The organism is Idiomarina rhizosphaerae (assembly GCF_024159085.1).
Classification (GTDB): domain Bacteria; phylum Pseudomonadota; class Gammaproteobacteria; order Enterobacterales; family Alteromonadaceae; genus Idiomarina; species Idiomarina rhizosphaerae.
The window spans coordinates 259,721-284,554 of the sequence record NZ_JAMZDE010000007.1 but is presented as its reverse complement, the minus strand read 5'-3'; the positions used below and the strand labels follow the sequence as shown (position 1 = coordinate 284,554).

Annotated in this window: 23 protein-coding genes and 5 tRNA genes; 13 read left to right on the top strand and 15 right to left on the bottom strand. The window is 47.2% G+C overall.

The window, feature by feature from the left end; all coding sequences use genetic code 11:
- Positions 1 to 11: 11 nt before the first annotated feature.
- Complete coding sequence (gene miaB, locus NJR55_RS09080) at positions 12 to 1,451, bottom strand: tRNA (N6-isopentenyl adenosine(37)-C2)-methylthiotransferase MiaB (protein WP_253619657.1); 1,440 nt, start codon at positions 1,449 to 1,451, stop codon at positions 12 to 14.
- Positions 1,452 to 1,530: 79 nt separating this feature from the next.
- Positions 1,531 to 2,400 (bottom strand): DMT family transporter, encoded by an 870-nt coding sequence (locus NJR55_RS09075; protein ID WP_253619656.1) that lies wholly within the window; start codon positions 2,398 to 2,400, stop codon positions 1,531 to 1,533.
- Positions 2,401 to 2,506: 106 nt separating this feature from the next.
- Between NJR55_RS09075 and NJR55_RS09070 the strand changes: the two genes are divergently transcribed.
- Positions 2,507 to 3,649: an FAD-dependent oxidoreductase gene (locus NJR55_RS09070; RefSeq protein WP_253619655.1), complete on the top strand. Its 1,143-nt coding sequence runs from the start codon at positions 2,507 to 2,509 to the stop codon at positions 3,647 to 3,649.
- A 77-nt stretch (positions 3,650 to 3,726) separates the two neighbouring features.
- Here NJR55_RS09070 and NJR55_RS09065 read toward each other — a convergent pair.
- The 7 genes from NJR55_RS09065 to NJR55_RS09035 form a co-directional block, all read right to left on the bottom strand.
- Positions 3,727 to 3,813, bottom strand: a tRNA-Leu gene (locus NJR55_RS09065).
- Between the two features lie 14 nt (positions 3,814 to 3,827).
- A tRNA-Gln gene (locus tag NJR55_RS09060) sits at positions 3,828 to 3,902 on the bottom strand.
- 37 nt (positions 3,903 to 3,939) lie between these two features.
- Positions 3,940 to 4,014 (bottom strand) — tRNA-Gln (locus tag NJR55_RS09055).
- A 21-nt stretch (positions 4,015 to 4,035) separates the two neighbouring features.
- A tRNA-Leu gene (locus tag NJR55_RS09050) sits at positions 4,036 to 4,120 on the bottom strand.
- 19 nt (positions 4,121 to 4,139) lie between these two features.
- Positions 4,140 to 4,216 (bottom strand) — tRNA-Met (locus NJR55_RS09045).
- Positions 4,217 to 4,360: 144 nt separating this feature from the next.
- Positions 4,361 to 5,029, bottom strand: coding sequence for an SDR family oxidoreductase (locus NJR55_RS09040; protein ID WP_253619654.1), 669 nt, complete (start codon positions 5,027 to 5,029; stop codon positions 4,361 to 4,363).
- 24 nt (positions 5,030 to 5,053) lie between these two features.
- A complete protein-coding gene (locus NJR55_RS09035) occupies positions 5,054 to 6,436 on the bottom strand; it encodes a class II fumarate hydratase (protein WP_253619653.1) in 1,383 nt (460 codons plus the stop codon).
- Positions 6,437 to 6,630: 194 nt separating this feature from the next.
- On the opposite strand from NJR55_RS09035, the gene NJR55_RS09030 reads away from it, so the two are divergent.
- The 4 genes from NJR55_RS09030 to NJR55_RS09015 are packed head-to-tail and all read left to right on the top strand — an operon-like array spanning position 6,631 to position 10,856.
- A complete protein-coding gene (locus NJR55_RS09030) occupies positions 6,631 to 7,287 on the top strand; it encodes a methylamine utilization protein (RefSeq protein WP_253619652.1) in 657 nt (218 codons plus the stop codon).
- Positions 7,287 to 9,578: a bifunctional diguanylate cyclase/phosphodiesterase gene (locus NJR55_RS09025; RefSeq protein ID WP_253619651.1), complete on the top strand. Its 2,292-nt coding sequence runs from the start codon at positions 7,287 to 7,289 to the stop codon at positions 9,576 to 9,578. Before NJR55_RS09030 ends, NJR55_RS09025 begins: the two co-directional genes overlap by 1 nt.
- 6 nt (positions 9,579 to 9,584) lie before the next feature.
- Positions 9,585 to 10,439 (top strand): DUF3034 family protein, encoded by an 855-nt coding sequence (locus NJR55_RS09020; RefSeq protein ID WP_253619650.1) that lies wholly within the window; start codon positions 9,585 to 9,587, stop codon positions 10,437 to 10,439.
- A 9-nt stretch (positions 10,440 to 10,448) separates the two neighbouring features.
- Positions 10,449 to 10,856 carry a group I truncated hemoglobin gene (locus tag NJR55_RS09015; RefSeq protein WP_253619649.1) on the top strand — a complete coding sequence of 136 codons (408 nt, stop codon included), beginning with the start codon at positions 10,449 to 10,451 and terminating at the stop codon, positions 10,854 to 10,856.
- Positions 10,857 to 10,905: 49 nt separating this feature from the next.
- Here the strand turns inward: NJR55_RS09015 and ychF are convergent, their stop codons facing one another.
- The 6 genes from ychF to lolB all read right to left on the bottom strand — a co-directional run bounded on the left by ychF (position 10,906) and on the right by lolB (position 15,860).
- Positions 10,906 to 11,997, bottom strand: coding sequence for a redox-regulated ATPase YchF (ychF, locus tag NJR55_RS09010; RefSeq protein WP_253619648.1), 1,092 nt, complete (start codon positions 11,995 to 11,997; stop codon positions 10,906 to 10,908).
- A gap of 6 nt (positions 11,998 to 12,003) precedes the next feature.
- A complete protein-coding gene (gene pth / locus NJR55_RS09005; RefSeq protein WP_034820237.1) occupies positions 12,004 to 12,600 on the bottom strand; it encodes an aminoacyl-tRNA hydrolase in 597 nt (198 codons plus the stop codon).
- 14 nt (positions 12,601 to 12,614) lie between these two features.
- Entirely contained in the window at positions 12,615 to 13,280 is a 666-nt protein-coding gene (locus tag NJR55_RS09000; protein WP_034820239.1) for a 50S ribosomal protein L25/general stress protein Ctc, read from the bottom strand.
- Positions 13,281 to 13,419: 139 nt separating this feature from the next.
- Positions 13,420 to 14,367 (bottom strand): ribose-phosphate pyrophosphokinase, encoded by a 948-nt coding sequence (locus tag NJR55_RS08995; protein ID WP_016341307.1) that lies wholly within the window; start codon positions 14,365 to 14,367, stop codon positions 13,420 to 13,422.
- A gap of 15 nt (positions 14,368 to 14,382) precedes the next feature.
- Positions 14,383 to 15,243, bottom strand: a complete 861-nt coding sequence (gene ispE / locus NJR55_RS08990) for a 4-(cytidine 5'-diphospho)-2-C-methyl-D-erythritol kinase (protein ID WP_253619647.1) — start codon at positions 15,241 to 15,243, stop codon at positions 14,383 to 14,385.
- On the bottom strand, positions 15,234 to 15,860 hold the full coding sequence (lolB, locus tag NJR55_RS08985) for a lipoprotein insertase outer membrane protein LolB (RefSeq protein ID WP_253619646.1): 627 nt from the start codon (positions 15,858 to 15,860) through the stop codon (positions 15,234 to 15,236). The genes ispE and lolB overlap by 10 nt, the downstream gene beginning before the upstream one ends.
- Before the next feature lie 132 nt (positions 15,861 to 15,992).
- Here lolB and hemA point away from each other — a divergent pair, with 132 nt between their 5' ends.
- Genes hemA through NJR55_RS08945 form a run of 8 tightly spaced genes read left to right on the top strand, consistent with a single transcriptional unit; the run spans position 15,993 to position 24,722 of the window.
- Positions 15,993 to 17,264: a glutamyl-tRNA reductase gene (gene hemA / locus NJR55_RS08980; RefSeq protein WP_253619645.1), complete on the top strand. Its 1,272-nt coding sequence runs from the start codon at positions 15,993 to 15,995 to the stop codon at positions 17,262 to 17,264.
- Positions 17,265 to 17,271: 7 nt separating this feature from the next.
- Positions 17,272 to 18,363 carry a peptide chain release factor 1 gene (prfA, locus tag NJR55_RS08975; protein WP_145914817.1) on the top strand — a complete coding sequence of 364 codons (1,092 nt, stop codon included), beginning with the start codon at positions 17,272 to 17,274 and terminating at the stop codon, positions 18,361 to 18,363.
- The gene (gene prmC, locus NJR55_RS08970; RefSeq protein WP_253619644.1) at positions 18,360 to 19,205 is read left to right on the top strand and encodes a peptide chain release factor N(5)-glutamine methyltransferase; all 846 of its coding nucleotides are present in this window, start codon (positions 18,360 to 18,362) and stop codon (positions 19,203 to 19,205) included. Before prfA ends, prmC begins: the two co-directional genes overlap by 4 nt.
- Before the next feature lie 2 nt (positions 19,206 to 19,207).
- Entirely contained in the window at positions 19,208 to 20,680 is a 1,473-nt protein-coding gene (locus NJR55_RS08965; protein ID WP_253619643.1) for a response regulator, read from the top strand.
- A 24-nt stretch (positions 20,681 to 20,704) separates the two neighbouring features.
- The gene (locus tag NJR55_RS08960; protein ID WP_338034532.1) at positions 20,705 to 21,079 is read left to right on the top strand and encodes a SirB2 family protein; all 375 of its coding nucleotides are present in this window, start codon (positions 20,705 to 20,707) and stop codon (positions 21,077 to 21,079) included.
- A 15-nt stretch (positions 21,080 to 21,094) separates the two neighbouring features.
- Positions 21,095 to 22,366, top strand: coding sequence for a DUF819 family protein (locus tag NJR55_RS08955; RefSeq protein WP_253619642.1), 1,272 nt, complete (start codon positions 21,095 to 21,097; stop codon positions 22,364 to 22,366).
- Positions 22,367 to 22,381: 15 nt separating this feature from the next.
- Positions 22,382 to 23,224 (top strand): 3-deoxy-8-phosphooctulonate synthase, encoded by an 843-nt coding sequence (gene kdsA, locus NJR55_RS08950; RefSeq protein ID WP_420844465.1) that lies wholly within the window; start codon positions 22,382 to 22,384, stop codon positions 23,222 to 23,224.
- 4 nt (positions 23,225 to 23,228) lie between these two features.
- On the top strand, positions 23,229 to 24,722 hold the full coding sequence (locus tag NJR55_RS08945) for a TrkH family potassium uptake protein (RefSeq protein WP_253619640.1): 1,494 nt from the start codon (positions 23,229 to 23,231) through the stop codon (positions 24,720 to 24,722).
- Positions 24,723 to 24,834 lie beyond the last annotated feature (112 nt).

The following is a 24,834-nucleotide window of genomic DNA, read 5'->3' as shown; positions in this document are numbered from 1 at the left end:
TTCCTCTTTACTTAACTGGCTTGTCGAGGCATTCGAACAACGCCTAATTCATCAGGCTCGCTCGATTTTCCTCTTTGCAAAATAATTTCTGGTGCCGTATCTACACGAAGCCCCATATCGGCTTCTTCCCGAATTAACTCACCGCGTAGCGAGTTAGGAAGAACTTCGGTAATACGTACATCAACGAACTGTCCAATCATATGGGGTTGACCAACAAAATTTACAACCCGATTGTTTTCAGTGCGTCCGGTAAGCTCCATCGGGTTCTTTTTCGATGGGCCGGTAACCAATATGCGTTGCTCCGTCTCCAGCATACGACGAGCGTGCGCCATAGACTGCTGGTTCAAACGTTGCTGTAATAGCTGCAGCCGCTTTTTCTTGGTTTCTTCACTAATGTCGTCAGGTAAATCAGCCGCTGGTGTTCCCGGGCGAGCACTATAAATAAAGCTGAAGCTCATGTCGAAGTCAATGCTCTGGATAAGATCCATGGTTGCTTCAAAATCGGCATCGCTTTCGCCGGGGAAACCGATGATAAAGTCGGATGACATGGCGATATCAGGACGCGCTTTTTTCAAGGCGCGAATTTTCGATTTGTATTCCAACGCCGTGTGACCGCGTTTCATCATGGTTAATATACGGTCTGAACCACTTTGTACTGGTAAGTGTAAATGACTGACCAGCTCCGGAATGGTTTTATAGGCTTCGGTAATGTCGTCTGTAAACTCAACCGGATGCGATGTGGTATAGCGGATGCGATCAATACCATCAATTGCTGCAACCAGGTGCAGAAGTTCGGCAAAGCGGCACACTTCGCCGTCGTAATGCTCACCGCGATAGGCGTTAACGTTTTGTCCTAACAGGTTGACTTCACGGACGCCTTGTTCCGCCAGTTGTGCAATTTCATAAATGACATCATCAACTGGGCGACTGACTTCTTCGCCACGCGTGTAAGGCACAACACAGAAAGAGCAATATTTGCTGCAGCCTTCCATAATAGAGACAAAAGCGCTGGCACCGTCTGCTTTAGGCTCGGCTAAACGGTCAAACTTTTCAATTTCAGGAAAAGAGACGTCAACCATAGGTGCATGAGTTTCACTGACCTGATTCACCATTTCCGGCAAGCGGTGCAAAGTTTGAGGACCAAAGATAATATCGACGAAAGGCGCGCGGGCGCGTATTTCATTGCCTTCCTGAGAAGCAACGCAGCCGCCAACACCAATCAATAAATTAGGGTTGCTCTTTTTCAGATTTTTCCAGCGACCTAGTTGGTGAAAAACCTTCTCCTGCGCCTTTTCGCGGATGGAACAGGTATTCAACAGAATGAGATCGGCATCTTCGGCTTCTTCGGCAACATCGTAGCCGTGGGTTGAGTGCAGCAATTCTGCCATTTTGGCAGAATCGTACTCGTTCATCTGGCAACCCCAGGTTTTGATATATAACTTCTTACTCATGACCACTCGATGGTTGATGGATTTCGTATAAGGCGCTTATTTTATCGCGTATTGGAGCAGATTGCCAAGTTTGAAATGATTAACTTTTGCGCCGTGTTCGTATGGCAAAATAGCCTGCAACAACAATGATTAACGCGCCCCACAACATGTGCCAGGCAAGTTCCTCTCCAAATAACCAGTAGCCGAGTAACGCGGCGAACAAAACCGAGCTGTAAGTAAACACCCCAACCTTTGCCGGTGGAGCTATGGAAAAAGCTTTGGTCATAGCCAATTGCCCATAAACTGCCAGCAGACCCATAACAATAACGCCCAACCAGTGTTGCGTTGGAATGGGCTGCCATAACCACAGTAGAGGAAGCCCTGAAGCAATGGTGGCAAGTGTGGAAAAGTAGAATACGATTTTACTTGTCGATTCGGTGTCCGACATACGGCGAATGACCGTTTTGGTGAAGGCTGCTAATGCAGCGGCTAAAAAGGCTAAGCCGATGACAGGTGAAAGTTGGCTGTTCATAGGGTCAAGAAAAATAAAGACACCAATAAACCCCAGCCCAATAGCCAGCCAAGTTTGTTTAGCCACATAGTCGCGTAGCCAAAGCCAGCCAATAACCGGAATTAAAAAGGGGGACAACAACAGAACCAAAGTGGCCTGCGCCAACGGTATTGTCGCAATAGCGTAGAAAAACAGGTACATAGCGGCAATGCCCGCAGCACCTCGAATAAGGTGCAGTTTCAGGCGTTCTGTTTTTAAGTTGCCAAGGCCTTTTCGCCATAACCAGGGAAGAAGAACGAGAAAGGCCATCAGGTTGCGGAAAAAGACCAATTGCTCGAAAGGTTGATCCTGACTGATGTATTTAACCAGAGCACTTACGCCTGCAAAACTGGCTTCGGCACTTAAAATAAGCAAAGAAGCAATAATGACCGCTTTTTGTGAACTTTCCCTGGCTTGCATAAAAAACACTCTGAACATCGTCTTATTGACTATGATAACGGAAATTCACAACGAGATGTGTTATTTATAAGGGCTAGCAGGAATGTGAGGAGTGAGGGCGCGGTACATGAAACAGCTATCAGTATTAATAAATGGCGGCGGAATGGTTGGTGCTGCGGCCGCACTAGCATTAGCGCAGCAAGGTGCAAATGTGACCTTACTTGAACCCTTTCCTCCAGAAGAAGATTGCAGTAAAGACCCTGACTGGGATTTACGCATATCGTCTGTGAATAGCAGCAATTGGGAATGGTTACTGGATTTAGGCATTGGCGTTTGTGTGCGTCAGCAGCGAGTCTTTGACTATCAGAAACTGAGCGTGACATCGCAAAGTGGTCATAACCTGAGCTTTCAGGCAAGTGAAGCGGGCTTATCCAAACTGGGCGTTATGGTTGAAAATAACGCTTTGCAGCTGGCGCTATGGACAAAATTGCGCACTCTTAAAAACGTCGACTTACGAACAGGCGACACGCTCGATAAACTCAATGCTGGAACAAAAACGGTGATTTTAAGTCAGGGCGATACGCTCAGTTATGATCTGTTGCTGGGCTGTGACGGAGCCAATTCTAAAGTGGCGCAGCTTGCCGGTTTTCATTATCGGGGCTGGGACTACGACCAACGTTGCTTATTAGCTAATGTCAGTCTGGAAAAGCCAATAGAACCCGAAACCTGGGAAGTTTTTCGTAAGCAGGGGCCTTATGCTTTGCTGCCGCTGACTGAACAACAAGCTTGCCTTATAGACTACGGCTTACGTGACAACATCAATTCCCTGCAGAAAGACAAGGCGGGCCTTGAAGCTTACTTGCGTGAGACCTTTTCTCCTCATATAGGCAACTTCCGGGTGCTTAAAAGTGCTAGTTTTGCTCTGCAGAGAAAACATGCTGCACGCTACATTAAAGAAGACTCTATTGTTTTATTAGGCGATGCTGCACACAGTATTCACCCTATGGCCGGGCAGGGCGTTAACCTGGGGTTTGCCGATGTTCGCTGTCTGGTTGAGGTGCTACAAGAAAATACTCCAAGCGTAGCTTTGGCTAAGTACGAAAAGACCCGGCAAGGCGAAAATGCGAAAATGATGCGGATGATGGATGCTATACAGTTAGGCTGGCGTAGCAGTAATCCAATTATGCAGCTTGCAACCGCAGCATCTCTGAAAATAGCGGCTTTACCGTGGGTGAAGCGTTGGTTATTACAACAGGCTGTGGGCGAATAATAGGCACAAAAAAACCACCTTAAGGTGGCCTTTCTGTTTTTCCACTTTTACTTGAGTAAAATTATACTCGAATAAAGTGGTGCGGAGGGGGGGACTTGAACCCCCACGTCCTTGCGGACACTAGCACCTGAAGCTAGCGCGTCTACCAATTCCGCCACCACCGCAACAGTAGTTAGTATGGCTGGGGCACCAGGGATCGAACCTGGGAATCGCGGGATCAAAACCCGCTGCCTTACCGCTTGGCTATGCCCCATCCTACTAAGATGGCAATCACTTTTGGAAACAACTAATGGCTGGGGCACCAGGGATCGAACCTGGGAATCGCGGGATCAAAACCCGCTGCCTTACCGCTTGGCTATGCCCCAATTTTAGCTGGCTCTGAGAGTTGGTGCGGACGGAGAGACTTGAACTCTCACGCCGTGAGGCACTGGAACCTAAATCCAGCGTGTCTACCAATTCCACCACGTCCGCATCATAATCAGTTAAAGGTTGGTGGCTACGGCGAGATTCGAACTTGCGACCCCAGCATTATGAGTGCTGTGCTCTAACCAGCTGAGCTACGTAGCCATACCTTTTTACTTATCGCTCTCTGTGAGTGCGGCGCGTATTATGCAAATCGCTCCGCAGCCCGTCAACCTATTTTTGAGAAAAAACGATATTAACGGGCGCGTTTGAGCAAAAAAGCAGTTATTTGCTTAAAAAGGCAGCAAATCACCAAGGCAGGCTTTCTCCGTTGCTATGAAAAAACTGTCCGGTGGTATCTAAATTCAATTCTTCAATGCGTTGCATTAAACGTTCAGCTGCGGTTTCCGGTGGAATATCTCCGGCGTGGTTAACCATCTCGGTTTGTACAAAGCCCGGATGCAGCAGAACAACGGAAATACCTTTGTCTTTTAGGTCCAGCGCCAGAGATTTACCTGCGGCATTTAATGCGGCTTTTGACATTCGGTAACCGTAACGGCTGCCCGAGCCATTATCGCCTATGGAACCCATGCGGCTGGTAATTAAGGCCACTTTACTGCCATTTTTTAAGTTAGGAAGCAGGGCTTCTGTTACACGTAGCGGCGCTAACGCATTGACTTCAAACTGAGCACGGATATTACCGGCGTCTAGTTCTCCTAGCTCGTCTTTATGAAGCAATCCAGCGTTATTAATTAAAACATCAATTTTCTTATCACCTAAGGTTTCAGAAAGACGCAGTAAATCGGAGGCTTTGGTGACATCAATGCCCTCAATAATTTCAACGTCCAGCTCTGTTAATTGCTTTGAATTGTTGCGACAAACGGCGATAACTTTGTGGCCTTGTTCGGCGTACTGCCGCGCGAATTCGTAGCCAATGCCACGGTTAGCACCAGTAATTAAAACCTGTTGTTGACTCATTTTGTACTCCAAATACCAGAGGCGTTATTCACTAACGCCACCTTCAGTTAGTTTTTTCGGATCCAGCAATTGCTCAAGCCGGTCGCGACCTAAGTCGGTCATCTCATCGGCGACATCAATAATGGCTCGTCCATCTTTGTAAGCTACTTTGGCAATTTCAGCGGCTTTATTGTAGCCAATGACCGGGTTAAGGGCAGTAACCAGAATAGGATTTTTTGCTAAGGCTTGCTGCAGCCGTTCTTCATTAACTTCAAAGTCGGCAATAGCTTTGTTTGCCAGAGCGTCACAGCTGTTACTGAGTATATTAATGGACTGTAATAAGTTGTAGCCAATAACCGGCAGCATAACGTTAAGTTGGAAGTTGCCTTGCTGAGCAGCCGTCGTAATTGTGGTGTGATTACCATTAACCTGAGCGGCAACCATAGCTACAGCTTCCGGAATGACGGGGTTCACTTTACCCGGCATAATGCTGCTTCCGGGTTGTAGTGCAGTTAGCTGTATTTCACCTAAGCCCGCCAGTGGACCACTGTTCATCCAGCGTAAGTCGTTACTGACTTTGAGTAAGGTGGTCGCCAATGTATTCAATTGTGCTGAGAGCTGTAAGTTGACTTCCTGTCCGGCAATACCCGTAAAAGGGTTGGCTGAATGTTTAAAGTCACTGCCACTGAGCTGAGTCAACTGCTCAGCAAACTCAGCTGCGAATTCTTTAGGGGCATTTATTCCGGTGCCTATTGCTGTACCGCCCTGAGGAAGAACGCGGCTGCGCTGCAGTAACTGCGGAAGCTGTTCAGCGGTAATGTCCAACTGACCGGCCCAGGTCTCAAGTTCTTGCGCCATGGTCATTGGCATAGCATCCATTAAATGGGTTCTGCCAGTTTTTACCACATTACGTAGCTCAATGGCTTTACTGCGAATGGCATCAATAAGGCCTTTTAAAGCCGGTTCTAATTGCTTTTCTACAGCCAGTACACTCGCCACCTGAATGGCGGTAGGTATAACATCGTTACTCGACTGGCTTTGGTTCACATGGTCATTGGGGTGAATTTCAACACCGTTTTGCTTAGCTAAATTGGCAATAACCTCGTTTACATTCATGTTGGAACTGGTGCCTGAGCCAGTTTGAAATACATCAATAGGAAAGTGTTCTAAGTGTTGGCCATTAATGATTTCTCTAGCCGCTTTGATAATGGCGTCCGCCTGCTCTTTTTCTAACTGACCGATTTTAGCGTTTGCTCCGGCCGCACTCGCTTTAACCATTGCTATGGCTTGTATCAGTTGAGTGGGTAAGGTTAACCCGCTGATGGAAAAGTTATCAATGGCGCGTTGAGTTTGTGCAGCATAAAGTGCTTTTTGGGGGACTTTGACCTCGCCCATACTGTCTTTCTCTGTGCGATAATCCTGACTCATGAATATCCCTCCTGTCATTAAGCTAAGAGTAATAGCTTAGTGTCTAAATTCGTATGTCTACACTTACTGTATTTCAAGTACCAATAATGAACCATAGTGGATCATTAATACGTACTCCAATCATAGCGCAGTTTCGTTTTTTCGGTTACGGTTGACTGGTGCGCGCCCAATGGTGATTTTGTGGAGGATCCTGTGTGAAGCGATTTTTTGTTGGTGTTTTTTTCACGGTATTTGCGGTTCAAAATGTAGTTGCAGATACCGTACGGGTTGAGGTTTTGGCCGCAGATGGTCAGCCGTTGGCAAATGCTGCGCTATTAATTGAGAGGGAAAAGCCATCTGTCAAAGTACCTGGGCAGTCGGCGGTAGTTGATCAGGTGGACAAGCAGTTTACCCCCACGGTTAGCGCAGTAGAGCCGGGCACCGACGTTGTTTTTCCTAACAGTGATAACATTCGGCATCATGTTTACTCTTTCTCTGAGGCTAAGAATTTTGAGTTAAAACTCTATTCAGATAAAGAAAAGCCAAGCGTTAATTTTGATAAAGCAGGCATAGTGACTCTGGGCTGTAATATCCACGACCAGATGGTTGCTTATGTGCTGGTAAGTGATGAATACGATATTGCGGTAACGAATGAGCAGGGTATTGTCGAGCTGAATTTGGAAGAAAATGCAGCTCCCGCCGAAGTCAAGGTGTGGCACTATTGGATGGGGGACGAACTGTCTAAAGCACAGAACGTGAAATTAACCTCAGACTCAGGGAAGCTGACTGCGCAGGTGCAAGTATCACCGCCGGTGCAGGAAGATAAAGAGCCCTCGCGGCTGGAACAGCGATTTAATCGCAGAGGGAATTGATGATAACACGGTTCAGAACCCGTTTAATTCTCATCCTTGCAGGACTCGTAGCTGGCGCTTTGTTGGTTGCTTTGGCCGCGGTTTGGGTCGCTACAGAGAATCAGTTAGATCGCTCCATTGAGCGCGAGCTTAGTGTCAGTGAAAGAGTCTTCCGGGAGCTTCTGGATAGTCGTAGCGCGCAATTGCTGCAAGCGGCAGAAGTCCTCACCGATGATTTTGGGTTTAAACGCGCGGTGGCTTCAAAAGATAGGGAAACCATAGTGTCAGCTTTGGTCAACTACGGTGAGCGTATTGAGGCCGAGTTGATGGTGTTGCAAACTCCCGAAGGTGAAGAAATTGCATCATCTCATGCTTTTGATCAGCTACGCATTAACCATAGTGGGGCGGGCTCGAACAGCGAGCTAGCGGTTGTCGAAGAAGAACTGTTTCAACTGGTTACGGTACCGGTTAATGCTCCAAATCTTATTGCCTGGGCAACCTTAGGTTTTGAAGTGGACTCGGGTTTAGCTGAAGAGTTAAAAAACCTGGCTAATGCCGATATCACCCTGTGGCTGGAGAATTCAGGGAAAGTTATTGCTTCCAGTCTGGCGGCACGGCAAGTGTCCTCGTTCGCAAAAGCGTTGAACAAAGACGGCCATACTCTTGATAACTGGCTGTTAAGTCAGGAACTGGCGGGGAGTGAGGTGGTGCTTGATGCCGGTTCCGATGATGCCGTTCATGTGGCCTTAACGACGTCACTTGAAACTGCCGCCGCCGAGTTCACGCGGCTGCATTGGCAAATTGCTTTAATTGCAATTGTCGCTCTGGTTATCGCGATGCTCTTGGCGGCTATCATAGCCCGAGGTGTTTCCCGTCCGTTACAGCAGTTATCGGGAGCCGCAAGAAAATTACAGCAAGGTGACTACAGTGAGTCCGAATTGTCGTTGAACGATGATGAGTTCGGAGAACTGGCCAATACCTTTGGCAGCATGCGCACGGCTATTTCCGAACGTGAACAAAGAATTTCTTATCAGGCATCTCATGACCATTTAACCGATTTACCTAATCGTTCGTTTTTCCGTGAGCAGTTGCAGTACCGGTTAGATGGGAATACCAGCTCCGGATGTCTTTTACTGTTGAATATTCATCAATTTAGGGTTCTCAACGACAGTGTGGGACAAGAAATTGGTGATGACATCCTACGTCAGTTATCTGTTCGCTTGAAGTGGTGTTGTGGCAATGCTGAGTTATTGGCTCGTATCGGGGGGGACGAATTTGCCGTTCTATACGCTTCTGATAAACCCGCATTCGACCTCGATGGCAAAATTAAAGAGCTTCATTCTTTTCTTGATACGCCTTTTAAAGTTGGCGACAGTGATTATCGGCTGGCCTTTAATATCGGTGTTGTTTATTTTCCTGAGCAGGGTAGTGAAGTCGATTTACTTATTCGTCGTGCGCAAGTGAGTGTTCAGCAGTCCAAACTCGAGAAGAGCTTTTATGTTGAATATAAAAGTGGGTTAGACGAACAATACATGCGCCGCCTACAAATTATCGAGTCACTTAAAGGTGCAGTAGCGGATCAGGAGCTAAACCTGGTATTGCAACCCAAAATTAATTGCCAGACGGGTTCAGTCGTGGGGGCTGAGGTATTATTGAGATGGCAAAGTGACAAGCTTGGATTTGTCGGGCCGGATGAATTTATTCCGTTAGCCGAACAGTCGGGAGCTATTACAGAGTTGACCAACTGGGTGTGCAGAGAGTCTACCAAACTGCTTCAGAGCTGGCATGAGCAGGGGCGGACTCTAAAACTGAGCATCAACTTGTCGACCGTCGACTTATTGAGCGACGCCTTACCTTTGCTGTTTGAACAACTCATTATTGATTTTCCCGAATTACCGAAGTTACTGGTACTGGAAATTACAGAAAGTGCGGTAATGAAAGACCCGGAGAAAGCCATTGCCCGGTTGGAAACATTGAAGCGTCTTGGGTTTTCAATATCTATTGATGACTACGGCACCGGGCATTCGTCATTGGCACAATTGCGGCGTTTACCGGTAGAGGAATTGAAAGTAGACCGAGCCTTCGTACAGCATTTGAGCGAAGAGTCTAAGGACAAGTCTATTGTTCGTTCAACCATACACTTAGCTCACGAGTTAGGCCTTCGTGTTGTTGCAGAAGGTGTGGAAAATGAGGACAGCTGGAGAGTATTGCAGTCGATGCATTGCGATGAGCTGCAAGGCTATTTCTTTAGTAAACCCTTACCGATTTCAGGCTTTATAGAGTACTTAAATAACCATGAAACCAATGGATGATAACGAATGATGAACAAGTGTTTATATGGCGGCGGTTTTTTGCTGACCTGTGTTTTAGCTTTAAGCCCACCTGCGGCCGCAGAGCAGGGAGCCCGATTACTGGCAACCGGTGGCACCAGTAGTCTTGAAGGCTCTGGTGGCGGAGGCATAGTGCCCTGGGCTACGTTAAGCAGTTATGCCGGTGAAGACCAGTTTGGCGCGACGGTTAACTTGAGTGAAGTGTCTGTTGATGATTTTCGCTTAAGCGTTCAGGGCGCCAGCTTGAGCTGGAATAACCGTATTGAGCTGTCGTATGCGGAGCAAACCTTTGATCTCTCCACCATTGGCGGCGAATTAAGCCAAAGAATTATTGGTGCAAAAGTACGTTTGGCCGGCAATCTAATTTATGGTGACCTACCGCAAATTAGCCTGGGTTTACAACACAAGAAGAACAACGACTATGAGTTGCCCGCTGCGGTAGGCTCCAAGGATGACAACGGCACCGATTGGTATGTCAGTGCAGCAAAAGCATGGTTGGACGGGCCTTTCCACCGTACCTGGGTTGCCAACCTGACGTTGCGTTCAAGCAAAGCAAACCAACTGGGTCTACTTGGCTTTGGCGGCGATAAAGAAGATAGCCGCGAGTGGCTGGCTGAAGCTTCCGTAGCTGCATTTATTAATCGTTACTGGGCTGTAGGTGTTGAGTACCGGCAGAAACCGGACAACTTAAGTTTTGCGGAAGAGCAGGACTGGAAAGATCTTTTTGTTGCTTACTTTCCGAATAAACATGTATCGGTTGTTGGAGCCTACACCGATCTGGGCTCTATTGCCGGCCTGAATGATCAAACGGGTTGGTATTTATCGGTTCAGGCAGCCTTTTAAGGAGAGACTATGAAAATCGTTTTGTTATTGGCTGCGTTGTTGTTTGCGCCACTGAGTTTCGCTCAGAGCCTATATCAGCAACTGGGTGAGCAGCAGGGCATAGAGACTATTGTCGAAGAAATGCTTTATCAGGTGGGGGGTGATGAGCGTATTGCGCATCATTTTGATGGTGTTGATATTATGCGTGTGCACAAACTCATCAGTGAACAAGTGTGTGATTTAAGTGGTGGTCCTTGTGATTACAGTGGTGAGGATATGAAAACTTCTCATCGTAATATGGGAGTAGACAATGCGGATTTTAACGCTTTAGTCGAACACTTGATTGCCGCCATGGAAAAAGAGGATGTTCCGGTTTCTGCGCAGAATCAGCTATTGGGTTTGCTGGCACCAATGCATGGCGATATCGTTGAAGAGTAATGGGTGAGTGAAAAAAATGGCTCGCTGAGAGCGAGCCATTAATTGGTATTTAAACGTTAAAGCGGAAGTGAATGACATCGCCGTCTTTCACAATGTACTCTTTCCCTTCCAGACGCCATTTACCGGCATCTTTTGCACCTTGTTCACCGTTGTTTGCTATATAGTCGTCATAACCAACGATTTCAGCACGAATAAAGCCTTTCTCAAAGTCAGTATGGATGCGTCCGGCTGCCTGCGGTGCAGTTGAACCCACTTTAACTGTCCAGGCGCGAACTTCCTTTACGCCGGCAGTGAAGTAAGTGTGCAGGTTAAGTAGTTCATAGCCGCCACGAATAACGCGGTTCAGGCCAGGCTCGTCTTGGCCAAGCTCGCTTAAGAACTCTTCTTTGTCCGCTTCGTCCAGTTCGGCAATTTCTGATTCAATAGCGGCACATACCGGAACCACTACCGCATTCTCGGTTGCGGCAATTTCACGAACTTTGTCAAGATGAGGGTTATTTTCAAAACCGTCTTCGTTGACATTGGCAATGTACATGGTCGGCTTTAAAGTCAGCAAATTGTATGAACGAATAGTGGCACGCTCATCTTTGCTTAGCTCAACAGAACGAGCCATTTTGCCTTCGTCCAATGCCGGTTTCAGCTTTTCCAGCACGGCGATTTCGGCTTTAGCTTGTGAATCCCCACCTTTAGCTTTTTTACTTAAACGGTATAGAGACTTATCAACCGAGTCTAAATCGGCCAATGCCAGCTCGGTGTTAATGGTGTCAATGTCATCGGCAGGGTCGATACCACCGCTGACATGCACGATGTTGTCGTCTTCAAAACAGCGAACAACATGGCCAATAGCGTCAGTTTCACGAATGTTTGCTAAAAACTGGTTACCTAAGCCTTCGCCTTTTGAAGCACCTTTAACTAGCCCGGCGATATCCACAAACTCCATGGTTGTTGGAATAACGCGTTCCGGGTTAACAATAGCGGCTAGCTTATCAAGACGAGGATCAGGAACAGGCACAACGCCAGTGTTTGGTTCGATGGTACAAAATGGAAAGTTTGCAGCTTCAATGCCTGCTTTTGTCAGTGCGTTGAAGAGAGTGGATTTACCTACGTTAGGTAAACCAACGATACCACATCGAAATCCCATGAGAGTTTAGCCTTTCTGTTCAGGGCGGTAGCTATGCAGGCGCTGCAACGCAGTTCCCCAGCCTTCCGCCATTAATGTGTCGATACTGCGGCTGGCTTCATCGATACAGTCATCAATAAGCCGCTGTTCATTTGCTGAAGCTTTGCCTAAGACAAAGCCAGTTACCTTTGTTTTATCGCCCGGGTGGCCAATACCAATGCGTAACCGCATAAAGTCCTGGCTACCTGTCTGAGCAATAATATCTTTAATTCCGTTATGCCCGCCGGCACCTCCACCTTTTTTAAATTTAGCAACGCCGGGGGGTAAATCGAGCTCATCGTAAGCCACTAAAATCTCGTTAGCCGGTATTTTATAAAAATTAGCCAGAGCCGCAACAGAGAAGCCACTGCGGTTCATAAAGTTTTGTGGTAATACAATGCGCAGGTCATGAGCGCCTTGTTGCCAGCGTCCAATCAGAGCTTTGCTTTTTGCATCAGGGGAGAGCGTAATCGCGTGGCGTCTGCAAAAGTCATCGACTAACCAGAAACCAGCGTTGTGGCGAGTTCGTTCATACTCGGGGCCCGGATTTCCCAGGCCCACAAGTAGTTTTACTTCAGTTCCCATAACAGGAGACTGACTTATTCTTCGTCAGCGTCTTTGCTGTTTTCAGCAGGAACGTCGCCAGGTGCTACTGTATCTTCTTCGGTCTCTTCTTTCTCGACGCGAGGAGCAGTAATAGACACAACCGCCTGGTCGTGGTCTTCACCTTTAGTCAGTTCAACTAACTCAACGCCTTTAGGCAGTTTTAAGTCAGTCAGGTGAATGGTGTCACCAACGCTGAGTTCAGCAATATCAACTTCCAGATATTCTGGTAAGTCTTTCGGTAATACAGTAATTTCCACGTCATTTACGTGGTGAACAACAACACCGCCTTCTTCTTTAACGCCCTTCGCAGTTGTTTCATTTAAGAAGTGCAGAGGTAAGTTAGTGTGAAGCTTGTGGCCTTTTTCTACACGCTGGAAATCCAGGTGAGTCAATTTAGGCTTGTACGGGTGACGCTGCATGTCTTTCAGAATTGCCTGATGTTTCTTACCATCAAATTCCAGCGTCAAAATGTGCGAATAAAAGGCTTCGTAGTCGGCCATGTTATTCACTTTGTTGTGGTCTAATGCTAATGCGATTGGCTCGCCCTGACCACCATATAAAATCGCTGGTACTTTGTCCTCATGACGCAGGCGGCGGCTCGCACCTTTCCCTTTGTCCGTGCGGACGGTAGCTTGGATGTTAAAATCTAATTCAGCCATGATTTGGCCTCTCAATGTTTAAAGTTTTTTATTTGTCAGCACTCGCGACCAAGAGCTGACCCAGAAACTTAGAAACCGACAACGTGGCCGGTTTCTAAGGGCGCGCAATACTAGCACTGGGCAGGAATAATTACAACAATCAGTAATCGAACATTGCTGAAATAGACTCTTCGTTACTCACTCGACGCAGTGCTTCTGAAAGCATACCGGACAAGGTTAACTGAGTAACTTTACCTGTGGCTTTCATCGCATCGCTCAGCGGAACACTGTCGGTAACGATAAATTCGTCAATTTCAGAGTCTTTAATGTTCTGCACCGCATTACCGGAAAATACCGGGTGAGTAGCGTATGCAAATACCCGTTTTGCACCGTGAGACTTCAGTGCTTCTGCGGCTTTGCAAAGCGTTCCGCCAGTATCAATCATGTCATCGACAATAATGCAGTCACGGCCTTTAACATCACCAATTATGTGCATAACCTGCGACACGTTGGCTGACGGACGGCGCTTATCAATGATGGCTAAATCGGTGTCGTCCATAAGCTTGGCAAAAGCACGGGCACGTACCACACCACCAATATCAGGAGAGACCACAACCGGATGGTCGAAGTTTTGCTGACGCATGTGTTCTAACAATACCGGAGTACCAAAAACGTTATCGACAGGTACGTCAAAAAAGCCCTGAATTTGTTCTGCGTGTAAGTCGACGGTCAGTACACGGTCAACACCAACACTGGATAAGAAATCGGCAACAACTTTAGCCGTAATAGGAACACGAGCTGAACGAACCCGGCGATCCTGACGAGCGTAACCAAAATAAGGCATTACTGCAGTAATACGACCAGCTGACGCACGACGTAATGCGTCCACCATAACAATGAGTTCCATTAAATTGTCATTGGTTGGGGCGCAAGTAGATTGAAGAATAAAGACGTCGGAACCGCGGACGTTTTCATTAATGGCGACGCTAATTTCGCCGTCACTAAAGCGACCAACGGAAGCTTCACCAAGTTTGATATAAAGGCGATCGGCGATTTTCTGGGCTAGCTCAGGAGTGGCGTTGCCGGCGAAAAGTTTCATGTCAGGCACAACATACCTCGACTTTTATTGGGTTAATGTCTGGATAAGTGGTGAACGGTTCTGGCCTTGAGCGATAAATGAGCAAAGTTCTTTGGGAACCTGCTGTTGCGCTTCCTTTGCGGCTTGTCTTGTTTCGAATGTTGAAAAAAGACATGCTCCACTGCCAGTGAGCCGAGTCGGGGCGTATTCTAGCAAGGCACGGCGTAACATAGCAACTTCGGTGTGTAGATCGCATACCACTGGTTCAAACACATTCGCGACTTTTTGCTGTTGCCAGTTTTCCGCAGTAACCGGCGAGCAGTTGCGTTGTAGCGTAGGGTGAGAGAACAACGCAGCGGTACTGATAGAAACATTTGGTTTAACTACTAAATACCATGGAGTAGGCGGTGTTATATTAGTGAATACATCGCCGATACCTTCAGCGAAACAAGCATGTCCATGAATAAATACCGGCACGTCTGCACCCAGTTTGCGACCTATTGCCTGTAATTCAGTACTATTTAAATGACTGCCCCAAAGCTGATTCAGTCCTACCAGTGCGGTTGCTGCATTAGATGAACCTCCACCTAGCCCGGCCCCTTGAGGAAGTCTCTTAATTAATTCAATCGAGCAGCCCGGCAGTTGCCCAATGCCTTTTTCTTCATAGGCTTTTTTCAGCGCGGTTAACGCTTTCCAGACTAAATTCTCGTCGCGGGGAATTTGGCTGTTATGGTCAATTAAATCAAATTGGTTGTCATCGGTGGTATAGAACTTCAGGGTGTCAGCGTAGTCCAGAAATTGAAAAACGGTCTGTAAATTGTGGTACCCGTCGGAGCGACGCCCGATAATATGCAAAAACAGGTTAAGTTTCGCCGGAGCAGGGAGCGTTAATATATTTACTGCCATTCGTTAACTTGCACCTTTATCTGTAGCTCTGGACTTTCCAGGTGGATTTGTTCCGGCAAGGTTACTGTTTGTGCTTTGTTCTGATCATAGAACCAACTGAGCTGCCAGTTTTGCCCCTGATGAAATATCGTCGACTGAGCTAAGGTTCCATCTTTATGATAACTCACAGATTTTAGCGTACTTGTTTTTCTGCCCAGAACCCAGTTGTGTAACTGTTCAAAAGGAACAGCCGCGCCCAGCAGACGGTATAATAAGGCATCGGCTGAAGGAGCCCAGCGTTCCTGGTCATCGGAGTTAGTCAACAAAGCGCCGCTGTCGTCTACGGTCAGTTTAGCCAGTTGACCTTTTAGCGGATGAGAAAAGCGAATAATTTGCTGATGAGGCTGGTAACGCCAGTTAATATAAAAGCTGTCTCTTTCCTTATTCTGCTTCTGGATAACCGCCATGCGACCACTTAGCGACCATTGTTGCAACTGCTCCAGCTTTTGTTGATGGGCGTCAATAATACGTTGATTAACTTCAGTACTGCTTGCTTGCTCTGATGGCGTAGGCAGCGCGCACCCGGTTAACGATACAATAACAATCAGGCAAACCCAGAATATTCGGCGTTGAATCATATTTTTCAATTGCTGCAATCGGAATGTAATTAGTTGACCAGAAAGCGCTGTCACTTTCAATGACTAAGGCTTTCACGTACAATCGGGCAACTTAGATTTTGGCCGCGTTGGGATAACGAGTTTCACAGTCAGATGACCATTTCAGCTCTCGGAATTAATCATAAAACCGCATCAGTCGATTTGCGCGAGCAAGTCGCGTTTAGTGCTGAACAGCTTGATGCTGCGCTGCAGGCCGTGCGTAATCTTCAAGGTGTTGAAGAAGCCGTTATCGTCTCTACCTGTAACCGAACCGAGCTATATTGCCGTGGGGAAGTGTCTGGTGACTTGCTCCTGGGTTGGTTAACCGGTTTTCATAAATTGGCACCAAAGGCTCTGGAAAATCATCATTATCACTTTCAGGGCGAGCAAGCCATTACCCATCTTATGTCGGTCGCCAGTGGTTTAGACTCGCTGGTACTTGGCGAGCCACAAATTCTGGGGCAGGTAAAACAAGCGTATCAGGCCGCGAAACGTCAGGCCTCTGTCGGCGGTATCCTTGAACGCTTATTTCAGCAAACCTTTCGTGTAGCAAAAACCGTTAGAAATGAAACCGCGGTAGGTCAAAACGCGGTTTCGGTTGCTTATGCTGCGGTTTCTATGGCGCGTCATATTTTTGCTAATTTGCAGCAATCGAAGGTGCTGCTGATAGGAGCCGGTGATACTTCCGAGCTGGTTGCTCAGCACTTGAAACAACAAGGTGTAACGGAAATTCTGGTGGCAAACCGGACTCTGCAACGAGCTAGCGAAATGGCTGAACGTGTCGGCGCAACGGCTCACAGCTTGTCTGAGTTATCAGAGTTATTACCGCAGGCCGATATTGTCGTCAGTTCAACCGCCAGTACTTTGCCTATTGTCGGCAAAGGCAGCATCGAAAAAGCACTGAAAAAGCGCCGTCACAGACCCATGCTGTTAATTGACTTAGCTGTGCCACGAGACATTGAAGAGCAGGTTAATGAACTCGATGACGCTTACCTTTATACCGTTGACGATCTACAAAGTATTATTAGTGAAAATATCCGTAACCGTGAGCAGGCGGCTCGTGAAGCTCAGGTTATTATTCAGCAGCAAACGAAAGAGTTTAATGACTGGCTGAAGTCGCTGAACAGTGTGGAGCTGGTGCGGGAGTACCGTACCCACACAAAAACGCTAGCTGACGAGCAGTTAAAAAAAGCATTAGCGCAAATAGAGCAGGGCAAAGACCCGGCCGAAGTGCTGCAACGATTCAGTCACAGGCTGGTGCAGCAGTTAACGCATAAACCGACAAGCTTATTGAAATCTGCCGGCGAAAATAACGACCAATATACGCTGGCCGTTTTGCAACAACTTTGGTCAGAGCCATCCTCTGACTCATCAAAAGGCAAATAAAAACATGTTGAATCCATCCATTGAACGCAAACTAGAAGGGTTAGTTGAGCGTTATCAGGAAGTGCAGGCTTTATTGGGTGAGCCCGATGTGATCAGTGATCAAAACCGTTTTCGCTCGTTGTCGCGCGAGTACTCTCAATTAGAAGAAGTGGTTGGGTGCTTTGAAGAGTACCGCCAGAATCAGGACGATCAGGCAGCTGCAAAAGATATGGCTGAAGATGATGACGCTGACATGCGCGAAATGGCGGAAGAAGAGCTAAAAGAGGCAAGAAAAGCCGAAGAAGAGCTGGAAAACCGACTGCAACTTCTGTTGTTACCTAAAGACCCGAACGATGATCGTTCATGCTATTTGGAAATTCGGGCCGGAGCTGGCGGTGATGAGGCTTCAATATTCGCCGGTGATTTATTCCGTATGTACAGTCGCTACGCTGAAAAAAATGGCTGGAAGGTCAATATTGTCAGTGCCAGTGATGGTGAACATGGCGGTTATAAAGAAATTATAGCGCATATGAGCGGTGACGGAGTTTACGGACGCATGAAGTTTGAGTCTGGTGGGCATCGCGTACAACGTGTTCCGGAAACTGAATCGCAAGGGCGTATTCATACTTCAGCTTGTACTGTTGCTGTGTTACCGGAAATTCCAGAAGCAGAGGCCGTTGAAATTAACCCGGCGGACTTACGTGTTGATACTTACCGCGCCTCGGGGGCTGGTGGTCAGCACGTCAACCGAACCGATTCTGCTATTCGTCTTACCCACATACCAACCGGTGTGGTGGTTGAATGTCAGGAAGAGCGTTCGCAGCATAAAAACCGGGCTAAAGCCATGTCGGTTTTACAGGCAAGAATACAACGCCTGGAAGATGAAAAACGTCAGGCAGAAGAAGATAGTACCCGTCGTAACCTGGTTGGAAGTGGTGATCGTTCGGAGCGTATTCGCACCTATAATTATCCGCAAAGTCGGGTAACAGACCATCGCATTAACCTGACATTGTATCGGTTAGATGAAGTACTAACCGGCGATATTGATTTGATACTGGATGCCATTATTACTGAGCATCAGGCGGATCAACTGGCGGCTCTGTCTGAAGGACAGCAATGACCCTGCAGCAAGCCATAAAGTGGGGGCGGGAGCAGTTAAAGCAGAGTGAAGATGCTGCTGCGGATGTTTCTGCCTTACTTTGCTTTGTGCTGGATAAAGAAAAAACTTACCTTATGACCTGGCCGGAAAAGCAGCTGACGGAAGATCAGCAACGGTATTATGAGGATTGTGTTTTAGCTCGACAGCAAGGCAAGCCCGTGGCTCATATCACTGGTCGCCGCGAGTTTTGGTCATTGATGCTTGAAGTAAACGACAGCACGTTAATTCCCCGTCCCGATACTGAAACGCTGGTTGAAGCGGCGCTTAGTCTTGAACTTCCCGAACAGGCGCGTGTACTGGATTTAGGCACGGGTACGGGTGCGGTTGCGCTGGCATTAAAGTCTGAACGTCCCGGTTGGCAAGTTTGGGCGTGCGATAAAAGCCGCGATGCGGTGGAACTGGCACGCCGAAATAGTCAGGCTTTAGGTTTAAATGTTGAAATTTTGTGCAGTAACTGGTTTCAATCTGTGCCAAAGTCTCTTAAATTTGACTTGATTCTATCGAACCCTCCCTACATTGATGCAGGCGATCCGCACTTGAGTATGGGAGATGTCAGATTTGAGCCCCAGACGGCGTTAATTGCGGAAAATAACGGTTTAGCCGATATAGAGACTATTATAAAAGAAGCCAACAACCATTTAGCAGACCAGGGGTGGTTACTACTTGAGCAGGGATGGCAACAGGCTGATAGCGTGGTGGAGCTACTGTTTAAAAGTGGTTATAAAAAGGTTAACCGTTGGCAGGATTATGCTAGGGTAGAACGAGTTACCGGCGGGACAAAAGCCAGGGCGGGGAGAGACTAATAATGAGCAATCAGTTTATGTTTGCTGACGAAGCCAGCCAGCAAACCACAAAATTACCGACAGAATACTGGAAAATTCTGATTGTCGATGATGAACCAGAGGTGCATGCGGTAACCAAACTGGCACTCAACGACTTTAATTTTTTAGGTCGTGGTTTAAAGTTTTACAGTGCTTTTTCTGGTGAAGAGGCAAAGCAGTTAATTGATGAGCATCCTGACGCAGCCATATTACTGCTGGATGTTGTTATGGAAACCGATGATGCCGGACTGCAGGTGGCACGTTATATTCGGGAAGAGGCCGACAACCACTTTACCCGTATTATTTTGCGAACAGGGCAGCCGGGGCAGGCACCTGAACGCACGGTTATCGTCAACTACGACATCAACGACTACAAATCCAAAACCGAACTTACCGCACAGAAACTCTTTACTGCAGTAATGTCATCGCTGCGTTCGTACCGCGATATCATGTCCATTGACCAAAGTCGTCACGGGCTTGAGAAAATCATCGCCGCTTCGGCAAATCTCTATGCTCTGCAACCAATGAACAGTTTTGTTGATGGTTTAGTGCAGCAGTTGAGCTGGGTTATCGGCGGTGCCAAACAAACCTTGTACGCGACTTCCAATGAAGACGGCTCGTCCTATAAAGTGTTAGCCGCTCATGGGGAAGATTCCGGAGTGTGCGTTGGTCAGACTTTGCGTTCGGTTATTCCGTCAAAAGCCTTAGCCGAGCTAGAGCATGTTATCGCAAATCATGGCTCGTATTATGGTGACGACTTCGTGTTGTTGTATTGCCGAAGTCATTGCCGGTCGCACGGTTCTGTTTTGTTTATCGGCGGATTGTCCAGAGCACTTACGGCCGATGATCACCATGTACTTCAGCTATTTTCTGAAAACGTACAGCTGGCACAGGATAACGTGGTCTGTCTGGAAGATTCCGATCAGTTTCTGGCGCGTTTAGCTGACCAACTTATGCTGCACCATGCCAGCCACTTTAACGGCATTCTGGAGCAAAATAGCGAAGTCCGGTTGGCGTACGCTGTAGCTCAAAAAGTCGCGGCAGAAGACGCTGAGACAACGGCTTTGGCCTGGTCTTTATTTGCGCAGGCGCGGCCGTTGCTGAATTGCGCTTCAGATGCGGCTGCAGCGGTAGAAACCACGTGTCAGCAACGAGTTTCCCGCTCATTACGAGCGTTGGGGCACGGTGAGCACGAAGCAACACAAAATGCGCACAGGGCACTAATTGAAAGACTAGAGCGCTGGGACGGACTGGGTCTGCCCGAAGGTAAACAAGGTTCGGATATTGCAATAAGCACTCAAGTTCTTCTGTTGACCGAGCAGTTGCTGGATTGGTGGGAAAGTGACATTAGTGACAGCGATATTGCTGTACGCCTGAAAGATGAACGGGGCCGCTATTATTCACCTAAGTTTCTTGATGTTGTTATAAAATCCCTGCCTGAGTTGAGAACCATTTAATTAAATTAAAAATAAGAGGTTACTGTGTACGCTGCTTTTAAACACCTGCATGTATTATTTGTGCTGATTTCGATCAGCCTTTTTTTATTCCGTTTTGTGCTTCTGCTTCTTGATTCACCCCTATTAAAAAAGAAGTGGTTGAAGATAGTTCCTCACATTAACGATACCTTATTGTTGCTTAGTGCGGTCGGTATCATGGTGACGTTAAGCATGTACCCAATTCAGGTTCCCTGGTTAACTGACAAAGTCATAGGTGTTATTGCTTATATTGGCTTTGGTGTCTTAGCTATGAAAGGAAAAACAGCGGGTGCGCGCTGGCTTGGTTTTATTGGCGCTTGCGGTTGGATAGCATTTCTATTGCACGTGGCCTTGTCCAAACAAGCACTTATTGCCGGTTAAGTAAAAGGAGTACCTATGTTAGCGCCTGAGTCTGTTGTTTCGGAAACGAATGCCTTAATCACTAACGATGGGGTTGTTATTGGTTTATTACTGGCCATTCTTGGTTTTGTGTTTTATACCAATAGCAGCGAGCATCCTTTTTTCAAGAAATTCTATCGTTTTGTTCCGGCTTTATTGCTTTGCTATTTCATACCGTCTTTGCTGAATACGTTCGGTATTGTCGACGGAAATCAAACCGCCGTAACAGATATAGCAATGGATTATCTGTTACCAGCCTGTATGGTGCTGCTTACCTTAAGTCTGGATTTAAAAGCCATTATGGGTCTTGGGTCAAAAGCTCTGATCCTATTTTTAACCGGTACTTTCGGTATTGTCATTGGCGGCCCTATAGCCTTGTTACTGGTGTCTGCCATATTCCCGGAAATGCTTGACGGTGCTGGCCCCGATGCTGTGTGGCGTGGTATGACAACCATTGCCGGAAGCTGGATTGGTGGTGGTGCAAATCAGGCTGCAATGAAAGAAGTTTACGAAGTCGGCGGCGATATTTTCTCAGCCATGGTGACCGTAGACATTATTGTTGCCAACTTATGGATGGCTGTGCTGCTTTATATGGCGGCAAATGCTAAGAAAATTGATGCACGCACCGGTGCTGATACATCCGCTATCGATAACATTCGCCGTAAAGTGGAGCAGTATGAAGAGGAGCATGTCAGAAACCCAAGCTTACGCGATTTAATGCTGATTCTGGCTGTTGGTTTCGGTGTTGCGGGGTTAGCGCATTTGCTGGCTGACTGGATAGCTCCGGGTATTGCAACTCACTATCCCGCATTAAGTAAGTTCAGCCTGGACAGTCTGTTTTTCTGGGTTATTGTTTTAGCCACTGCTGGCGGTATTGCACTTTCCTTCACCCGGGCTCGTTCTCTGGAAGCTGCCGGAGCGTCTAAAATAGGCTCCGTTTTTGTTTACATTCTGGTGGCCAGCATTGGTCTGCATATGGACGTAACCAAAATAGTAGAAGCGCCTAAGTATTTCTTAATTGGTGCCATCTGGATGCTGATCCACGCCGGGCTTATGTTATTCGTGGCTAAACTGCTTCGTGCTCCTGTATTTTATATGGCAGTGGGTAGTCAGGCTAATGTGGGGGGCGCAGCGTCAGCACCGGTTGTTGCTTCAGCTTTTCATCCGTCATTGGCACCGGTTGGTGTACTATTAGCGGTAATGGGTTATGCGCTTGGAACGTATATGGCGTATTTCGCCGGACAGATTCTACGAGTTGTTGGTAGTTAACCGCGGGAGTTTATGATGATTAAAGAGTTGCAGCTTGGTGACATTCAAATAGCAAATGATAAACCTTTTGTTTTATTTGGCGGGATGAATGTGCTGGAATCCCGTGATTTAGCTTTGCGAATTGCGGAACATTACGTTGAGGTGACCAGTAGACTTGGCATACCTTACGTGTTTAAAGCGTCGTTTGATAAAGCCAACCGGTCATCCATTCACTCTTTTCGCGGCCCCGGTCTGGAAGAAGGACTGCGTATTTTTGAAGAAGTGAAAAAGCAGTTTAATGTGCCTTTAATTACCGATGTACACGAGCCGCATCAGGCCGCTCCGGTCGCTGAAGTGGTTGACGTATTGCAGTTACCGGCGTTTCTTGCCCGTCAGACTGACCTGGTGGTAGCACTGGCTGAAACCGGGTCTATGGTTAATATTAAAAAATCACAGTTTCTTGCGCCGCAGGAAATGAAGCACATTATTAAAAAGTTTGCCGAGGCTGGCAATGAAAAGCTGATGTTGTGTGAGCGTGGTTCAAGCTTTGGTTATAACAACCTTATTGTTGATATGCTTGGTATGGACGAAATGAAGCCAATGGCGCCGGTTATTTTTGATGCGACTCACGCCTTGCAGCGTCCAGGTGGCCGAACCGATTCTGCTGACGGACGCCGAGCACAAGCGGCGCAGCTGGCTCGTTCTGGTATGTCGCTGGGTATTGCGGGGTTGTTTATTGAAGCACACCCGAACCCCGATGAAGCCAAATGCGACGGTCCTTGTGCGTTGCCTCTTCGCGCTCTGGAGCCGTACCTACAGCAGATGAAAGCGATTGATGATTTGGTGAAATCATTTGCTCCTTTAGACACGTCTAACTAAAACTATGTCAATGCAGGCCAGCCAGTCATTGCGTCAGACTCCGCTTGATAAGCGCCAGGCTATTAAGTTATTGCTGAAAGCCATTGGCGGGCTCATTGCTTTGCTTTCTATCGCCTTGCTGGCACCCTTTGTTATGGCGGTGGTTAATGGTGAAAAAGAGCAGTGGACTTACCTGACATTATCCAGTCTGGGTCTGGTTTTTGGTTTGCTTTTGTTTTTGCAGCCAGCGGGGGAAGCCAAACTGCGGGCACGACAAGTTTTCCTGTTAACCTCCTTATGCTGGGTTTCGGCCAGCTTATTCGCAACCTTGCCATTTATTTTTGCGCGACCCTACCTGGACTTCTCCAGTGCGTGGTTTGAAGCTATGTCAGCCATTACCACAACCGGAGCTACCGTTATTTCGGGGCTGGACGATTTACCCGCGAGTGTTTTGTTGTGGCGGGCTATGCTGCAATGGTTGGGCGGAATTGGAATTATCGTTATGGCCATGGCCATTTTGCCGTTTTTGCAGGTTGGCGGCATGCGTCTGTTCCAGGCTGAATCTTCCGATATGTCGGGTAAATTTATGCCACGCTCCAGTCATATGGTTTTGGCAATAGGGCGGGTTTATCTCATTTTGACGGCTGCCGTTATTAGCTTGTATTTAATTGGCGGTATGGGCAGTTTTGATGCCTTTGTGCACGGCATGACCACTATAGCGACAGCAGGCTTCTCTAACTACGATGCGTCTTTTGGGCATTTCTCTGATACACCATTTTTGGTGATAACGGGCACTATTTTTATGGTGGCAGGAGCCCTACCGTTTGTGCTCTACATACGCTTTGTAAAAGGCGACTTTGGACCACTTTGGAAGGATAGCCAGGTACGGGCTTTTGTGACTTTTCTTCTCATTGCTATTGCGTTGATTACTCTGGTTCAGATAATTAAAGGTCGGGATTTAGGTGACGCGTTAATGCATACGGCATTTAATGTCGTCTCGGTAGTGACGACAACCGGCTACGCAACCGAAGACTACGGAAATTGGGGAAGCTGGTCATTAATGGCTTTCTTCTACTTAATGTTTATTGGTGGTTGTACCGGTTCCACTTCCGGCGGTATGAAAATTTTTCGTTTTCAGTTGTCGCAGCTGTTGTTAAGAAAACAGTTCAGCCAGTTAATTCATCCCAACCTGGTTAGTGTTCAGACCTATCAGGATCGTCGGGTAAATGACTCTTTACTTGGCTCAATGGTCGCTTTTTGCTTTATGTATTTCTTACTGATAGCGGTTATTGCATTGGGTTTATCGTTATTCGATCTGGATTTTATGACGGCGATATCTGGTGCCGCCACGGCCGTGGGTAATGTGGGGCCTGGATTAGGCGATATTATTGGTCCAGCGGGTAATTTCTCCAGTCTTGATGCTGGTGCTAAACTGCTGTTAATTTTTGCGATGTTGGCAGGGCGGCTGGAAATTATGACCGTACTTATTTTGTTTCACCGTCATTATTGGCGCCATTAAGTGCAGCCTACTAAGGTTTACACTCTTACCAAAAATAAATTCAGCGAACACTTGCACGCTGAAACGACATGAATTAGATTAAACGCATGTTTAAATCATGCGTTTATTTATT

Excerpts from the sequence above, each read along its gene's own strand:
- NJR55_RS09025 (WP_253619651.1), top strand. The coding sequence starts at position 7,287 with ATGATAACACGGTTCAGAACCCGTTTAATTCTCATCCTTGCAGGACTC.
- NJR55_RS09040 (WP_253619654.1), bottom strand. The coding sequence starts at position 5,029 with ATGAGTCAACAACAGGTTTTAATTACTGGTGCTAACCGTGGCATTGGC.
- lolB (WP_253619646.1), bottom strand. The coding sequence starts at position 15,860 with ATGATTCAACGCCGAATATTCTGGGTTTGCCTGATTGTTATTGTATCG.
- miaB (WP_253619657.1), bottom strand. The coding sequence starts at position 1,451 with ATGAGTAAGAAGTTATATATCAAAACCTGGGGTTGCCAGATGAACGAG.
- NJR55_RS08945 (WP_253619640.1), top strand. The coding sequence starts at position 23,229 with ATGTCAATGCAGGCCAGCCAGTCATTGCGTCAGACTCCGCTTGATAAG.
- kdsA (WP_420844465.1), top strand. The coding sequence starts at position 22,382 with ATGATTAAAGAGTTGCAGCTTGGTGACATTCAAATAGCAAATGATAAA.
- NJR55_RS09075 (WP_253619656.1), bottom strand. The coding sequence starts at position 2,400 with ATGCAAGCCAGGGAAAGTTCACAAAAAGCGGTCATTATTGCTTCTTTG.
- ychF (WP_253619648.1), bottom strand. The coding sequence starts at position 11,997 with ATGGGATTTCGATGTGGTATCGTTGGTTTACCTAACGTAGGTAAATCC.
- NJR55_RS09015 (WP_253619649.1), top strand. The coding sequence starts at position 10,449 with ATGAAAATCGTTTTGTTATTGGCTGCGTTGTTGTTTGCGCCACTGAGT.
- prmC (WP_253619644.1), top strand. The coding sequence starts at position 18,360 with ATGACCCTGCAGCAAGCCATAAAGTGGGGGCGGGAGCAGTTAAAGCAG.
- NJR55_RS08955 (WP_253619642.1), top strand. The coding sequence starts at position 21,095 with ATGTTAGCGCCTGAGTCTGTTGTTTCGGAAACGAATGCCTTAATCACT.
- NJR55_RS09000 (WP_034820239.1), bottom strand. The coding sequence starts at position 13,280 with ATGGCTGAATTAGATTTTAACATCCAAGCTACCGTCCGCACGGACAAA.
- NJR55_RS09070 (WP_253619655.1), top strand. The coding sequence starts at position 2,507 with ATGAAACAGCTATCAGTATTAATAAATGGCGGCGGAATGGTTGGTGCT.
- pth (WP_034820237.1), bottom strand. The coding sequence starts at position 12,600 with ATGGGAACTGAAGTAAAACTACTTGTGGGCCTGGGAAATCCGGGCCCC.
- NJR55_RS08965 (WP_253619643.1), top strand. The coding sequence starts at position 19,208 with ATGAGCAATCAGTTTATGTTTGCTGACGAAGCCAGCCAGCAAACCACA.
- NJR55_RS09020 (WP_253619650.1), top strand. The coding sequence starts at position 9,585 with ATGATGAACAAGTGTTTATATGGCGGCGGTTTTTTGCTGACCTGTGTT.
- ispE (WP_253619647.1), bottom strand. The coding sequence starts at position 15,243 with ATGGCAGTAAATATATTAACGCTCCCTGCTCCGGCGAAACTTAACCTG.
- hemA (WP_253619645.1), top strand. The coding sequence starts at position 15,993 with ATGACCATTTCAGCTCTCGGAATTAATCATAAAACCGCATCAGTCGAT.
- NJR55_RS09035 (WP_253619653.1), bottom strand. The coding sequence starts at position 6,436 with ATGAGTCAGGATTATCGCACAGAGAAAGACAGTATGGGCGAGGTCAAA.